Annotated in this window: 12 protein-coding genes and 1 riboswitch; of the genes, 2 read left to right on the forward strand and 10 right to left on the reverse strand. The window is 49.4% G+C overall.

Features of this window, described 5'->3' with window-relative positions; translation table 11 throughout:
• Positions 1 to 9: 9 nt before the first annotated feature.
• The 7 genes from DW931_RS13900 to DW931_RS13930 all read right to left on the reverse strand — a co-directional run bounded on the left by DW931_RS13900 (position 10) and on the right by DW931_RS13930 (position 8,813).
• On the reverse strand, positions 10 to 1,518 hold the full coding sequence (locus tag DW931_RS13900; RefSeq protein ID WP_107001613.1) for a sugar ABC transporter ATP-binding protein: 1,509 nt from the start codon (positions 1,516 to 1,518) through the stop codon (positions 10 to 12).
• Between the two features lie 112 nt (positions 1,519 to 1,630).
• Positions 1,631 to 2,722: a substrate-binding domain-containing protein gene (locus tag DW931_RS13905; RefSeq protein ID WP_181357250.1), complete on the reverse strand. Its 1,092-nt coding sequence runs from the start codon at positions 2,720 to 2,722 to the stop codon at positions 1,631 to 1,633.
• A 247-nt stretch (positions 2,723 to 2,969) separates the two neighbouring features.
• Complete coding sequence (locus DW931_RS13910) at positions 2,970 to 3,998, reverse strand: galactose ABC transporter substrate-binding protein (protein WP_118467388.1); 1,029 nt, start codon at positions 3,996 to 3,998, stop codon at positions 2,970 to 2,972.
• A 24-nt stretch (positions 3,999 to 4,022) separates the two neighbouring features.
• Positions 4,023 to 4,997, reverse strand: a complete 975-nt coding sequence (locus tag DW931_RS13915; RefSeq protein ID WP_243023439.1) for a substrate-binding domain-containing protein — start codon at positions 4,995 to 4,997, stop codon at positions 4,023 to 4,025.
• 31 nt (positions 4,998 to 5,028) lie between these two features.
• The gene (locus tag DW931_RS13920) at positions 5,029 to 6,828 is read right to left on the reverse strand and encodes a sensor histidine kinase (protein ID WP_107001616.1); all 1,800 of its coding nucleotides are present in this window, start codon (positions 6,826 to 6,828) and stop codon (positions 5,029 to 5,031) included.
• Positions 6,828 to 8,456, reverse strand: coding sequence for a response regulator (locus DW931_RS13925; protein ID WP_118472438.1), 1,629 nt, complete (start codon positions 8,454 to 8,456; stop codon positions 6,828 to 6,830). Before DW931_RS13925 ends, DW931_RS13920 begins: the two co-directional genes overlap by 1 nt.
• Before the next feature lie 174 nt (positions 8,457 to 8,630).
• Positions 8,631 to 8,813, reverse strand: a complete 183-nt coding sequence (locus tag DW931_RS13930) for a hypothetical protein (protein WP_107001618.1) — start codon at positions 8,811 to 8,813, stop codon at positions 8,631 to 8,633.
• A 185-nt stretch (positions 8,814 to 8,998) separates the two neighbouring features.
• Between DW931_RS13930 and DW931_RS16330 the strand changes: the two genes are divergently transcribed.
• Positions 8,999 to 9,799 carry a hypothetical protein gene (locus DW931_RS16330; protein WP_233430273.1) on the forward strand — a complete coding sequence of 267 codons (801 nt, stop codon included), beginning with the start codon at positions 8,999 to 9,001 and terminating at the stop codon, positions 9,797 to 9,799.
• Between the two features lie 46 nt (positions 9,800 to 9,845).
• Positions 9,846 to 9,951: riboswitch (TPP riboswitch) on the forward strand.
• 140 nt (positions 9,952 to 10,091) lie between these two features.
• Here DW931_RS16330 and DW931_RS13940 read toward each other — a convergent pair.
• Both DW931_RS13940 and DW931_RS13945 read right to left on the reverse strand, forming a co-directional pair.
• Positions 10,092 to 10,832: a L,D-transpeptidase family protein gene (locus tag DW931_RS13940; RefSeq protein WP_118467382.1), complete on the reverse strand. Its 741-nt coding sequence runs from the start codon at positions 10,830 to 10,832 to the stop codon at positions 10,092 to 10,094.
• A gap of 89 nt (positions 10,833 to 10,921) precedes the next feature.
• Positions 10,922 to 11,647: a DUF6198 family protein gene (locus DW931_RS13945; protein WP_243015206.1), complete on the reverse strand. Its 726-nt coding sequence runs from the start codon at positions 11,645 to 11,647 to the stop codon at positions 10,922 to 10,924.
• A gap of 298 nt (positions 11,648 to 11,945) precedes the next feature.
• Between DW931_RS13945 and DW931_RS13950 the strand changes: the two genes are divergently transcribed.
• The gene (locus DW931_RS13950) at positions 11,946 to 13,286 is read left to right on the forward strand and encodes an MATE family efflux transporter (RefSeq protein WP_118481876.1); all 1,341 of its coding nucleotides are present in this window, start codon (positions 11,946 to 11,948) and stop codon (positions 13,284 to 13,286) included.
• Between the two features lie 103 nt (positions 13,287 to 13,389).
• On the opposite strand, the gene DW931_RS13955 is transcribed toward DW931_RS13950, so the two are convergent.
• Positions 13,390 to 14,562 carry a hypothetical protein gene (locus tag DW931_RS13955; RefSeq protein ID WP_207664454.1) on the reverse strand — a complete coding sequence of 391 codons (1,173 nt, stop codon included), beginning with the start codon at positions 14,560 to 14,562 and terminating at the stop codon, positions 13,390 to 13,392.
• Between the last annotated feature and the right edge of the window lie 411 nt (positions 14,563 to 14,973).

The following is a 14,973-nucleotide window of genomic DNA, read 5'->3' on the forward strand; positions in this document are numbered from 1 at the left end:
CTTCCTCCTTTAGAACTTAGTCGCGTAGCTCATGATACGCTCCTGAGTTGCTTCCTCACCCTGTACCTCACCGGTAATGTGACCATTACACATGACAAGGATACGGTTCGACATACCAATCAGCTCCGGCATCTCAGATGAAATCATGATGATACCTTTGCCCTGCTTTGCCAGGTCAATCATGATCTGGTAGATCTCGTACTTGGCACCAACGTCGATACCACGGGTCGGCTCATCCATGATGAGGATATCCGGGTTGTTGGCCAGCCAGCGGGAAATCAGAACCTTCTGCTGGTTACCGCCTGAAAGTGACTGAATCAGTGTCTTACTGCTCGGCGTCTTGATTGAAAGCTTTGCCACGTTATCCTTGACAAGCTGCTCAATCTTCTTCTTATTCAGTTTGATACCATAGTGTAAATACTGATCCAGGGAGGAAATTGATACATTATCTGCAATGGACAGACATCCCAGAATACCAGTTCCGCGTCGGTCCTCGGTAATCATACCGATACCGCCCCGGATTGCATCCTGCGGACGCTTAATGTTCATTTTCTTACCCTTAATATAAACTTCTCCGGATTTAATATGACGCATACCGAAGATACCTTCCATCAGTTCCGTTCTCTGAGCACCTACCAGGCCGCCGAATCCAAGAATCTCGCCTCTTCTAAGGGTGAAGGAGCAATCCTGGAAGGAACGATCATGGATACTGGAATATCCTCTGACATCCAGCAGTACCTCTCCGGCTTTTGTATCATTCTTCGGAGGATAGATATTGGTCAGCTCACGACCAACCATCTGTTTGACGATCTCATCATCCGAAATCTCGTCCATATGCCAGGAACCAACATAGGTGCCGTCTCGCATGATGGTAATATCATCACAAATCTCACGAATCTCCGCCATCTTATGGGAAATATAGATAAGGGATACGCCTCGTGATTTCAGGTCACGGACAATGCGGAAAAGCGCCTCTACCTCATTATCCGTCAAGGAGGAAGTCGGCTCGTCCAGAATTACAACTCTGGCATTTAAGGATACAGCCTTGGCAATCTCGACAGACTGCATCTGGGCGATGGACATGGTTCCCAGTTTTGCCTTCGGGTTATACGGCATCTTAACATCGTCCAGCCATTTTGCTGTCTCTTCAAACATCTTTTTATGGTCGATGACCTGAATCGGACCAAATTTCTTGGTTGGATAACGACCGGTGTACATATTCTCTGCTACCGTTCTCTCAGGTATCGGCTGCAGCTCCTGATGTACCATGGCCAGTCCTCTGTGAAGGGCTTCATCCGGATTGTGGATCTCCACTTTTTCTCCATCCAGATATACCTCACCTTCATCCATATGATAAATACCAAAGAGACATTTCATCAAGGTGGATTTACCAGCGCCGTTTTCTCCCATCAGTGCATGGACGGTGCCGGGACGTACTTTGAGGTTTATCTTGTCCAGAGCTTTTACGCCAGGGAAGCTTTTCGATACCCCGCGCATCTCCAATCTGTACTCTGCCATCCCATTCTCTCCTTTCATAAAATCGGGTGTGCCATCTGCACACCCGACACTTTATTCACTCCCCCGCAGGGGAGTGATATGTTCATAACCGTCCTTCTCTGAACAGCTACAATTATTTAATCATTTCCAGAATATCGCCAGCGTTCTCAGTTGTAACCTTTACATAGTCTACCATGTATACGTTGTCAACATCTTTGCCGTTTACGAAATCCAGAGCTTTGTCAGCTGCTGTATGAGCCTGTCCGAAGTAATCGTTGAATACGGTACCGGTCATCTTGTCGTTCATAACGTTCTCAACAACCTCAACCAGAGCATCAACACCTACCAGGTAAATATCTTTGTTTACAGTTCTTCCAGCTGCCTCGATAGCCTGCAGAGCACCAAGAGCCATAGCATCGTTGTTGCAGAATACAACATCGATCTTGTCGCCGTACTGGGACAGAGCGTTAGCAGTGATCTCCTGACCCTTTGTCTGATCCCAATCACCACGCTGCTTGGTCAGCTCTTCAACCTCTACGCCAGCTGCCTTTAAAGCCTCAACGGATTTCTCAGTTCTGTACTGAGCATCTACGTTCTCCGGATCACCCTGAACCATGATGTAACGAACAACGCCGTCGCCGTCTGCATCACCCTTGTTCTCAAGCTCAGCGATCTCTTCACCCTGATATGTACCGGACTGTCTAGCATCAGCACCTACATAAGTAGCTTTGATGCCGTCGTCAACCCAAGCCTGCTCTCTCTCAGCATCCGGCTCACGGTTGATGTAAACAACCGGGATACCTGCTTCGTTGCAGATGTTGGTTACATCCGGCTCAGAAGAAGCCTGAACCAGGTTGATGATCATAACATCAAATCCCTGGGTAACGAAGTTACGGATCTGGTTCATCTGCTCGGACTGGTCATTCTTACCATCCATGATGGAGATGTTCTCTGCCTTTAAGCCAAGCTCATCTACTAAATATTTCTGAAGTTCGTTTCTATACAGTGTCATGAAGTTATCAGCGAACTGGTAAATAGAAATACCAACTTTAACTTCTGCCGGATCTTTTCCTTCGATTGCTTCTTTAACAGTCTCTGCTGCGTCAGCTGCTGCTGTTGTCTCTTCTGCCGCTGCAGTTGTCTCTGCCGGTTTGCTGGAGCAAGCAGTTACGGAAAATGCCATTGCAGTTGCCAAACCAAGTGCTGCTACTTTTTTCAGTTTCATAATGTTTGTCCTCCCTTAAACTTGCGTATCCGTTTGCGCTGTCCGGATCCACCGAACAGTTAAATTTTCCGCATACACACATTATACAGTTTCGCCGATTCGTCATTTTTTCTTATCGACACCTTTATTATACGGATCGTTTGTACACTTTTCCATATAATTTTCTTGGTTCTTATATAAAATTTTTTTAGATCCTTTGTGATTTTATTCACATATTCTTGTTTTTCCGGTGTGAAACTGTGGGATTTTATGGTAAATCAGCAACAGTCAACGCTTTCTGACTGCATTGATAATAGGTTCCTTCCTCTAATTCGACCTTTTCCTGTACATTTTGACCAAGTGCCTCAGCGGCAGCTATCTCAAAAATCACTTCTGCATACTCGTCGCTGTCACACTGGACTGTTCCATACAGTTTTCCGCTCTTAAGCCCCTCGATTCCCTGCGGGGTTCCGTCGATGCCGACCACCTTCACACCCCTTGTGTCACCGGCGCGTTCAAGCGCCTCGGCAGCTCCGAGCGCCATCTCATCGTTGTTGCCGATCACCACCTCGATCGCATCCCCGAACTGGCGGATCCACTGTTCCATCAGCGCCGCCGCCTGGCTCCGATCCCAGTTTGCCGAACCACCGGTCAGTTTTTCCAGCGGAATACCTCCGTCGCGCATCGTCTGCACCGACCACTCTGTGCGGATCAGCGAATCCTGATGGCTGCGCTCGCCCTCCAACATCACATATCCAACGGTTCCATCCCCATTTAAATCAAGACTGCCCGGATTTTCCTGATACGCATCCACCAGAAGTTCTCCCTGCAGAACCGCCGATTCCCGCGCGTCCTCCCCTACATAATAGAGGTGCTCCCATCGTTTCATATCCTCCTCGACCGGTTCGCGGTTGAAAAATACGACCGGCGTCCCGGCATCCATCGCCTTGTTGATGACATACGATGCTGCTGAGCGATCCACCATATTGACGCAGATCGCATCGTATTCCAGGGAAAGGAAACGATCTACCTGGCTGTTCTGCGTATTTTGGTTTCCCTTCGGATCCATGATTTCCAGATTGACCTTAATGCCCGTCTGCTGCTCATATTCCTTCGCCTTTTCCTCCAGGCTGGAACGGATATTGTTGATAAAGGCATCCTCGCCCCGGTACAGCGTTACACCGATACGGATGCTCTTTTTTTCTGCCGGTTTTGCCGCGCTGCATCCATTTAAAAGAAGTGTGCCCACTGCCAGAAGTGCCAGCGCCATCTGAATGCTTTTTCCGTTTTTTTTCATCTTTCTATACTCCCTCCCGGATTTTTAATCAATCGGGTACAGCATCTTCTCATATTTCTTCGAGCGCAGCTCATCCTTCTCTATATAGTAGGATTCCAATGAAAGCTGGCTTCTCTCCTGCTCTTTTTCAATCGCCTGCACTGCTTTTTTGACCGCAAAATAGCCCGCGTCAAACTGGTTTGTCACCACCAGCCCCCGGATTGTCCCCTTGTCAAGCTGATCCAGCAGGGACGGCATCATCCCGACGCCGTATAGCCCGGAAATGTATTTTCCGTACACGCTGCTTCCGCCGACAATCTCCGCCGCCTCCGCTGTGCTGGCGAAATCCAGTGCCGCCACCACCGCCGTGCCGCTGCCCGGATAAACTGTTTTTTCAATGACGGAACGGTAAGTATCATCGGTGCCGCGCGGCACAATGGTATAGGAAAAGCCCTGTTTTTCCAGCACCTCCGTCAGCCCCTGCTTCATCTCCCCCGCCTTGCCGATATATGGGTTATCTGCAAAGATCCAGACAGGAAGATCGGGGCTCTGTTCCGCCGTAATCGCCTCGCCCAGCTTTCTCCCGGCTGCCGTCCAGTCCATATGAACCGCCCCCTTGACCTCCTCATCCGGTGATAATTCACCCAGCAGGATAATCGGCGTTCCATATGTATTTTCTTCCAGATATTGGCGGCATTCCAGCTCATCAACCGGCTCCAGTATCACTACCCCGGCACCGTCTGCCGCTTCCCGGCGCACCAGCTCCATCTGCTGTGCCAGATTATCCTTTTCATACAGGGTAATAAAGCTGACATCTACATTATACTCAACCGCCGCCTGATCCACGCCCTTGCGGAAGTTGACGTAATCATCATCCGAAGTATCGCTGATAATCAGGGACACCGGGTAGACCTCCACCTCTTTTTCCTTGATGATCCAATCCGTGGAGGAAAGGAGATACAGCAAAATAAGTCCCACACACAGGATTCCCCAGAGCGCCAGCTCCTTTTTTTTTCTCACTCCATATCGCATTGATCTGTCGCCCCCACTTTTACACTTTCTTCTCTTCCAGCACTTTCTCGTAAGGCACTGCCGGAAGATGAATCTTCACCGCGGTTCCCTCATCCGGCTCCGACTCGATCGAAAGACCATATTCCGCGCCGAAATACAGCTTGATCCGCTCGTTGACATTGCGTACCCCGATGCCGGATCCGCGCTTGGATGCCACGTGCGCCGTATCGGTAAAGAGGCTCTCGACCTGTTCCTCCGTCATGCCAAGCCCATTGTCCCGCACCTCCAGATACAGCTCTTTTTCCTCCTGCCAGGCGCGCACGAAGATCTCGCCGTCGCCGTCCATATATTCCATGCCATGGTAGATCGCATTCTCCACCAGCGGCTGCAGCATCAGTTTTAAACTTGCAAGTTCCAAAACCTCATCATCTGACTCGATCGTATAAGTAAACTTATTTTTAAACCGCATCTGTTGGATCATCAGGTAATTCCGGACGTGTTCCAGCTCATCCTTCACAGTAATTAAGCTCTTGCCGCGGCTTAAACTGATACGGAAGAACCGCGCCAGCGCCGTCACCACCTTGACCGCCTCCGTTTTCTGCTCATTTTCAATCATCCAGACAATGATATCGAGCGTATTATAGAGGAAATGCGGATTGATCTGCGACTGCAGCGTATCAAACTCCTGCTTGCGTTTCGCCTCATGCTCACGCACAATATCCTGCATCAGGAGGCGGATCTGACCCGCCATATCACTGATCGATTTTCCCAGATGGCGGATCTCATACGAACCGCCGATGTACACCGGTGCGCTTAAATTGCCCGCCTCCAGGACGCCGACCGATTTTTCCAGCTCGCGGATCGGATTCGTGATCCTCGATGAAATATAAGAGTTAATCAGAGCCAGAATGCACAAAATGAGGGCAATGACAAATACGATAAAAAGCCGGGTTTTGATCGTGTTGAGCGACACGGCATTTTCCGGCGTCACCCCGACCACCTTCCAGCCTGTGTAGCCGATCGTCTTGACCGTCGCCATCCGCTTTTTTCCGGCAAATATCTCCTCATGATTTCCGTCCGAATAGCCGGCTGCCTGTCCATTGTTCTCCTGCACCCAGCCGGAATCCAGAAGCTGCATCTGCGGGTGGTAAAGAATCTCGCCATTTCCGCTGATCATATAGAAATAACCGCCGCGCCCCGTCGTGATGCCGCCAAAGAGCTGTTCCAGGCTCGAATAGCGGATATCGACCAGAAGGACGCCCTGAGAGGTCGAGGTTCCGTGTGTCAGTTCGACCGCCCGGGACAGCGAAATGACCCATCGGTATTGATTTTCCGCATTGTCAAACACATACTGTACGTGCGGCAGGGAAAAATGCTGGTTTTCCGTCCGGTTTAAGGCGCTCCGGAACCATTCTTCCTGCGTCACATCCACCTCATTTTTCAGACGCACCGCCGGGACTGCCTCCAGAAGCGCCCCATCCTCCGAAAACAGGGCAATATTCTCCACATTATCCTTATTATTATCGTAGAGAAGCGTAAATTCACTTCCAAGCGACTGGCTCGACAGATCGGCATTCTTGATCGTGCCATAATAAAGCGAGTCGGACAGCTTCATGATCGTGCGGAGGTACGACTCCACAGAGCGCCCCACCTGCGCGATCAGGTTCTGGCTCTCCTCCTGTACTACTTCCGTGACCTGCCGTGACATTCTCTGGTACAGCGACAGGGAGATCAGCACGCTCGCCGCCAGCGCCGTGATCGTAAAATAGATAAAGATCATAGACCGGATGCTGGCGTCGTCAAAAAGCTTTTTCTTCCAGATCGTCCTTTTTTTACCCATTATGCCTCCCCGCTCCGGTGTGCCGTGCGGTACCGCGTCGGGGAAACACCGAATTTTTTCTTAAATACGTAACTGAAATAGTTCTGCTCCGGGTAGCCGACCTTTTCCGCGATGATATACGTCTTGTCGTCAGTTGCCATCAGAAGCTCGACCGCGCGCCCCAGCCGGACATCGGTCAGATAGGCGATGTACGCCTGTCCCGTCTCCTTCTTAAACATCGTTGAAAAATACGCCGGGCTCATATGCAGATGGCGGCAGATCTTCTCCACCGACAGCTCCGGATCTTGAAAATTGTCCTGAATGTACTGCTTCGCCTCGCGGATCACGTTTTTTGTCGTATTGCTCCGCTCTTCTTCCATTCCGGCATTCATCTTGAGCGCCACCTCGGTCAGGTACGGGCGGACATTCTCCATCTTCTGGACGCGCCCCAGAATCTCGAAATAATCATTTTCCACGCCAAACATCTCGCTGATCCGCAGATCATACTGCTGGGAGAGCTGTGTCAGCACATTGATGATCGCAAGCACATACGCCTGATACTGGCGGTAATGCACCCGCGCATCCTCCATCCGGCTCACAATCCCGTCTATCACGGAACGGATCTTTTCCTTCGGTCCAAACTTGACTGCCGCTATAAGCTCCGACTCCATCCGGCTGTCGAACCGGAGTTTTTCATGCCCGGACGGCTCCATATCGCCGATGCAGATCACACCGCCGGAACCTGTGATCGCACGGTAACCGAGTGCATTGAGTGCCGTGTGGCACGGGCGGCTTAAATCCGTCAGCGAACTGCAGCTCTCACCCACGCCGATCGTAACCGATACCTCCAGAATTTTCTTCGTCTCCTTGCAGATATCGCCCAGCAGGGCAATCAGTCCGGTCTGCGTATTGTCTTTGTCGATCGCCACCAGAAGGATCGTCTCAAAGGAAGAGTGGAACACAATAAAACGGTACTGCCCTTCCAGTTTTTCCTCAATCAGATTGCGGACGGAAATCGGAATCAGCTCCCGCTGCTGATGCAGCGAAACTGCCTTGTCCACCTTCTCATCCGGTTCCAGATGGATCGCCGCAATCACCCATTTGACCGCACCCGCAACGTCGATCGCATATTCGTTCAGTTTTTCCTCAATCTGCGCTTCCTCCATGCCGCCGTGAATCAGGTCATTCAAAAAATGTTCCCGGATCGCCGGAAGACTCTTGATATAACTTTCCCGAAGCAGGGTAACATTCCGCTTCTGCTCGATCTCCTCATCGAGATTTTTCTTGATTTTCTTTAAAATCGCCGTCAGCTCTTCGACATTGACCGGCTTTAAAATATATTCGATCACATTGAGCTTGATCGCCTTTTTGGCGTACTCAAATTCATCAAAACCAGAAAAAATCACGATCTTGATGGACGGATATCTCTGCCGTATATTCTCCGCCATCTCCAGCCCGTCCATATATGGCATCCGGATGTCTGTCAGCACAACATCCGGCTCATTCTGCTCGATCTTTTCCAGCGCTTCCTTCCCGTTCTCCGCATCCCCGATCACCTCGAATCCGGCATCCTGCCAGTCGATTTTGCGTATGATGCTTGTCCGTACTTCCTCCTCGTCATCTACCAGCATGATTTTATATGGGTTCATATGGATTCGTCCTTTCAGTTCCTGATGCAATGTTGTTGTGAGCCAGTTTGTCTTAGGACTCTGGAGCTCTGCTACGGTATCCCCATTCCAGCTTTCCCTGACACCTCATGAGGAAGTGGCTGGGCAGGCTGGAATGAGGGGAATTTCTTTCTTTACATTATACCACATCTTTCTTTATTTGTGAGTTTGTGATTTTTCACTGGCAGGTTCCAATTTCTGTAAAGGCGTGCTTCGTCCCCGGGTGCGGGAACCCGGTTCCACACAGCGTCTGCATCCAGTCCGCCGTCCGCGGCAGGCGAGACAGTCTTCATCTATTTCATAAACGGCATTTCCATCAATGATCAGCCGGGTGTTCATAGCTCTGAATCCTTTTCTTTCTTATTTTTTATAATATACTATATGTGGTTTTTCCTGTCCCGGAGCTTTTTTTCTTTAAACATTCCCGTTCTTTTTCGATTCCAAAAGTGCCTACCCGTGAACCAAAACGTCTTTTTTTCCTCTCATCTGCATATATTGAGACAAAGATTTGGGAGGTTTTTTTCGTGAACCAAGATGTTTCTCTCAAAATGACCGAGTTAGACCGCTTGACCTCACTCCCACATATGCAGCTTGTCAAGGCGGCGCTTCCCTATATTCACATCCCGGAACAGCGTTTTTTCTCCCTGTTTGTGAAATTCCGCGAACTAGAAAAGACGATGCAGCTATTTGCTGATCCGGCCGACGGTGAGATCGGAATCTGCTCGGTGGGCGAACGCGACAAGGATTCGCCGGTTGATATGCTGAAAGCGATCAAGCCGTATGGCACAGAGGAAGAGCAAAGTTCGATCGATCTGGTCTTAAATTTTATCGAAGGTTCCCGCCTCTATGAATCCTACTGGCAAAATATGCCGCAGACAGCATCCTTTCCGACTTCGCAAGATATCCAGAATGATTCACCCAATTCTGATGCAGTTCCGGCATCTGTCCTTTACCCGCAAGCCGAATATTCCCGCAGACAGAAAAAAACCACAGACCGTGCATCTGGCACATCCACTTCAAACAGACAGGAGGCACACACTATGGAATTTCAAAACTGGAAACAGGATCCGAGACTCCGCTCCATGGATCCAGACAAAATAAAACAGATGGAACAGTTAGCCGATCAGGCAAGAAACACGCCGCAAGACAAGCTTCTGCCGCTTCTCATGAGTCTCCGGGGCAGCAACGGTTCCCCGCAATTCTCAACCTCAGAAATGGACACTCTTTTTTCGATCCTGACAGACCAAATGCCCCCAGCGCAGAAACGGCAGGCGGAAATGCTGCGGATGCTGAGCCGGCAGATGGGCGGGGCAAATAAATCATAAAACCAGAGTTGCCATTGCTATTTTTTTCCAAATCATGCTACAATTCATTTCGATAATGGGGAGCTTGTGATGCAGGCTGAGAGGGAACCAAAAGTTTCGACCCAAAACCTGATTTGGATAATGCCAACGTAGGGACAAATATTTTGAGACACCTGAGCGCCGGATATTGTCCGGCGTTTTTGGGTTTCATTAGGAAATTATGTCCTATGAAACAAAAAAACTCATCTGGGGGTTCCTATCTGCTTCCAGATAAAAATCCCCAAATGAGATCTGACTCTCACAGCCTATCTAATTAGTAATTTGCTAAATCGCTCTCATCCTGCACCACCACAATCTTCGTCCCGGTATCCACCTGGCACACAACCTGTTTCATATCTTCCTCCGGAATACTGATGCATCCGGAAGTTCCCGTATTATTCCAGCTCTTCGGGCAATGCAGAAAGATCGCCGATCCCTTTCCCGGTGTACACTCCGGATTATAATCCAGTACCAGGCCATAATTATACTGCGGCGCCTGCGCCATCAGATCCTCCGCCGAATTCCAGTCCTTCTGTACCTGCTTCGTATTTGCCAGCTTGTTATAATACTGGCTGTTTCCGTCATCCACATAATAATCGCCGTCCACGATCTGGTGATACGGCAGAATCGTTCCCGGATTTGCCTTCAGGCCAAATGCCATCGTAAAGCGGTACACACCCGCCGGCGTCTTCTTATCGCCCTCCTGCTTCTGCATCGTGATACCGTTCATGCCGCTGACCGCTTCTTTCGACATCACCTGCACCAGTTTTCCATCTGCATCGCGTTTATACCAGTCCAGACGGCTCTTCGCCGGATCCTGGCGGTTGCCAATCACCACAATCAGCTGCGTTGCATCCTTCGCCGCCTCCAGTGTATTTACATCCCCGTTGTAGCTTGCCGTAAGCGCCGGTCCTGTCGCTTTCTCCGCCGCCATCGCAGCCGCCGGAGCTGCCGCACTCATCAACATGCCTGCTGCCAATACTACCATTGCTTTCCGCTTCATTCTCAATTTCATCTTATTTATCTCCTATTATTTTATGTATCTGAATTTCACTCAAAAATCGGCTGCTTTTATCTTTCGCACACCTTTTTCCACACACTCTGTCAGTTCCTGCCACTTTCCAGTCCAGCCGCCTGCAGCATCGCCTTTCCAAAAATATGATGAAACAGCGCAATCACGCGCCCCACCAGCATGACAGCACAGACCGTTCCAATGCCGATTCCCACCGGTTTTCCCGCAAACAAAAGTCCCATGAGCAGTGACAAAACGATACAGGTTGCATCGACACAGTTCTTCATCAGACCTGTGTCGATTCCAAAGGTGTCCGCCAGCACCTGCACCAGACCATCACCCGGATTTGGCACCAGCCGCATTGACAGGGACATCGCTGCGCCGACGCCTGTAAAAGTCAGGGCAAGCACCAGCACGCCCATGCGTCCTAAAAGTCCAGAAGCCGCCGGTCCACATTCTTCCAGCGGCGGTATGCACGCTGAAAATACATTCAGAAATCTTGTAAATGCAATACTCAATGGAAACTGCAGAGCATCTTTCATAAGCAAGCTGCGTCCTGCTTCTCCTTTCTCCCGCAGATGAATCGCCGCCTGAATCAAGACAAAGATACCATACAGGACAAAGGTCATATCACCAAAATTCCGGTTCCAGATCACGGACGCTGCATACGAAAGTGAAATAATCGGCGACACTCCGAGTCCTGCTTTGGTATTGAGTGTAAGCCCCATCGCCAGAATCAGAAGCCCCATCAGATAGAAGCTCCACCGTGCTACCCCGCTTCCCGTCGGTTTCTCCGTCATTTCCATGTTGTGATTCAAGATTTCCTCATCCCTTTTTCTTAATATTCGTTAAATCGTAACTGTTCAGTCCCCTCACAGTCACGCGCAAAAATCCATTAAAAATTGCCTATGGCAATGGGATTTTTCCCTGCTGACCCATGTTTTCGTACGGTCAGCGCAGTAAATGCGCAGACCTACTGAACAGTTACATTAAATCTATTCTATTATAGATCCTCCTCTTTCCACTTGACAAGCGCTTTCCGTTCTCTTTACTTTTTCCATCCTCTATGCTACACTAAACTCATGATTTTAGCTGTATCAAAGGAGTTTTATACATATGAAAAAAGATATGACCGAAGGGCGGGAATGGTCCTCCATCCTGCTCTTTTCCCTGCCTATCATGGGGGCAAACCTGCTGCAGGTTTTGTACAACCTCGCTGACAGCGTGATCGTCGGAAACCTCATCAGCGCAACCGCCCTTGGAGCCGTCGGACTAACCAGCTCCATGATCTGGCTTCTGACCGCCATCTGCACCTCCATCGGTGCCGGTGTCAACATCGCAGTTGCCCAGTATTTCGGTGCCAAAAAAGAGACAGACATACAGGAATCCATCTCCGTCTCCTATCTGATTGCCATAATCGCAAGTATACTTTTAACCGCCGCCTGCTTTCTGGCAGCCCGTCCAGTTATTTTCGGTTTTTTGCAGGCACCGGAGGAAATGCGTTTCGACAGTATGGCATACTTTCTGATCTACAGCGGTGGAATTATTTTCCAGCTGCTCTACAATGTTACCTATGGCATCCTGCGGGCACACGGTGATTCGCGCGGCGCACTCATTTTCCTGATGATCTCCGCCGCCCTGAACATCGTGCTGGACTGTGTGTTTATCTCCATCTTTCATATGGGTGTCTCCGGCGCGGCTGCCGCGACCGTGATCGCACAGGCAGGTTCCGCCATCGCCAGTTTCCTGTATCTGCGGCACATTTTCCCGGATCTGCTGCCGAAACGGCGTTATCTCTACGCCTGGAAGGGACAGGGGGCGCTGCTGATGCGCCTGAGTATTCCGATCATGCTGCAGACGGGCGTCAATTCAATCGGCTTCCTCATCCTGCAGCGTCTCATCAACTCCTTCGGCGCTCCCAGCATCGAGGGCTACGCTGCCATGCTGAAGGTCGAACAGCTCGCGCACATCCCGTCCCAGAGCTTTAACGTCGCCATTTCCAGCTTCGCCGGACAGAATATCGGCGCTGAAAAACTGGACCGTGCCCGCCGCGGCTACCGCACCACCATCCTGATGGGCGTCCTGATCAGTATCTCCATCAGTATCGTAGTTCTGCTTTTTGACCGGCCGCTTCTCCAGATCTTCAACATCACCGGAGAGTCCCTGCGGCGCGCAAAGGAACATCTCGACATCCTGATGTTCTTCATCTGGACCAGCACGATCACCAACATCACCTGCGGTTTTCTGCAGGGTGCAGGCGATGTCAAGATCCCGGCAGCTTCCGGCTTCATCAACCTGGGCATCCGCCTCGCGCTCTCCTTCCTGCTGGCGCTCACCCCGGTTGGCTTCCGCTGCTACTATGTGAGCATGCCGCCCGCATGGCTGATCGCCTGCTTCGTAGTTGTGATGCGCTACCGGAGCGGAAAATGGAGGGAGTTTCGAATTGTAAAAGAGTAAGAAAAAGGATGGAAGAATTTACTTTGGGGGTGATTTCTTCCATCCTTATTTCGTTTAAAGCTCTTTTTCGCGTTTTACCCGCTCCTAAAATTTTAGCACACTACTATCTATAAAACACAAACTCCATTTTTACCATGCACATTCCACTCCACGCGCACACCGCTGCTGCCAGTGCCCGGTATGTAAACACGATATGGATATAAGAATGATTCACAAACACACTATACCAGGCAAACGGAATCAGGCAAATCATAAGATATGGCAACATACATAGGAAGAGCTCCCGCCAGCCACTCCGAACATGCAGGCTTTGTCTATTTCTCCACAGCATAAAAATCGTCAACAGAAGAAAGACAACCGCCGCTAATACCAGAACACCTATAAATCCGGCACCTATATTCCGCATAAATACCATCACTCTGGAAAAATGATTTTCTCCATAGCTGCTGGAAACGCGGACCTGTGCCTGCGAAACGGCATCTGCCAAAACATTCTGACGTAAAATAATCGAAGAAATCAGCCATTTTCCTGCCCACATGCCAAAATAGCCAAATCCCCAAACGACTGAACCAGCCACAATCTGCCGAATCTTCTCTGCAGGCGCCGTTTTTTCCTGAATCATCATAAAAACAGTCAGTAATACCCCTAATGAAGCGACCGGATATGTAAGCAAATCCGCGTATGCAATCACAATCCCATTCATCAAAAACAGATAAAGAAAATGTCCCTCCCTGCACATCCATTTCTGAAAATAAATACACACAATAACCGACAGCATCGTCGGGTAAAATACCGTCGAAAGCTGCAGCGAATGAATAATCGCTAATGGACGCAAAAATAAAATCGTAATCCCCAACGGCAGGAACAACTGATATTGTTTTCTTTTTATTATAACCAACACCAGTAATAATATTGTAACCGCAAAAAAGACTGTATTAATTGACCGTATACCCAAATAATCGGTTACCATCAAAAGCGGCCTAAGCGCCACCAGATAGCCATGCCAATAACGCGGGTACGCAATACTGCCAACGTCCTCCTCCGCCTTCACGTATGCATCTAACGAAGTAATCGGATCTCCATTCTGATAATCTGGTCGGTAGGCTGCAGCCGCGCGGTTCAACGCACTGGCATCTTCTTTCTGATAACAGGCATTTCCAATCATAAGCGCATCCGTCCAGTTATCCAGCTGATCCGCATATGTATAACCAACCGCCGCACCTATCCCTTCATAAGAAAATGTTTCCGCCGATCGGGCTGCATGCGTCTGGGTCAAACGATCCGGCAGCAAAAATACGCACCATAGTAAAAATATGCCTGCAAACAGACTTGCAAGCAGCATCAAACATAATTTTGCACTTATCTTTAGAAATTTCATACTCTCTCCCAACTATTGACATAGCATCAAAAAAGAAGCCCACCTACAAATCGTATACGATTATAGTAAGCGGGCTGATCAACATTATGCTTCTTTCAGTTTCTCAACCACTACTTTACATCTCTTTTTGTAAAAAGCGATGCCATAAAGCATTATATTATGGCGACCATCATTTTTCAGATACTCAGAATACCTTCGATCTCTGATTTGCTTGAGCGCTCTTTCACAGGTCTTATCTAATCCTGACACTTCCTTGGAATGCTTAAATTCAAAGATAATGCCATTATCCGGATTTTGCGGTTCAATGAT

The sequence above is a fragment of the Clostridium sp. AM43-3BH genome (assembly GCF_003479985.1).
In the GTDB taxonomy this organism is placed as follows: domain Bacteria; phylum Bacillota; class Clostridia; order Lachnospirales; family Lachnospiraceae; genus Otoolea; species Otoolea fessa.

Excerpts from the sequence above, each read along its gene's own strand:
- DW931_RS13950 (WP_118481876.1), top strand. The coding sequence starts at position 11,946 with ATGAAAAAAGATATGACCGAAGGGCGGGAATGGTCCTCCATCCTGCTC.
- DW931_RS13940 (WP_118467382.1), bottom strand. The coding sequence starts at position 10,832 with ATGAAATTGAGAATGAAGCGGAAAGCAATGGTAGTATTGGCAGCAGGC.
- DW931_RS13910 (WP_118467388.1), bottom strand. The coding sequence starts at position 3,998 with ATGAAAAAAAACGGAAAAAGCATTCAGATGGCGCTGGCACTTCTGGCA.
- DW931_RS13930 (WP_107001618.1), bottom strand. The coding sequence starts at position 8,813 with ATGAACACCCGGCTGATCATTGATGGAAATGCCGTTTATGAAATAGAT.
- DW931_RS13925 (WP_118472438.1), bottom strand. The coding sequence starts at position 8,456 with ATGAACCCATATAAAATCATGCTGGTAGATGACGAGGAGGAAGTACGG.
- DW931_RS13900 (WP_107001613.1), bottom strand. The coding sequence starts at position 1,518 with ATGGCAGAGTACAGATTGGAGATGCGCGGGGTATCGAAAAGCTTCCCT.
- DW931_RS13920 (WP_107001616.1), bottom strand. The coding sequence starts at position 6,828 with ATGGGTAAAAAAAGGACGATCTGGAAGAAAAAGCTTTTTGACGACGCC.
- DW931_RS13905 (WP_181357250.1), bottom strand. The coding sequence starts at position 2,722 with ATGAAACTGAAAAAAGTAGCAGCACTTGGTTTGGCAACTGCAATGGCA.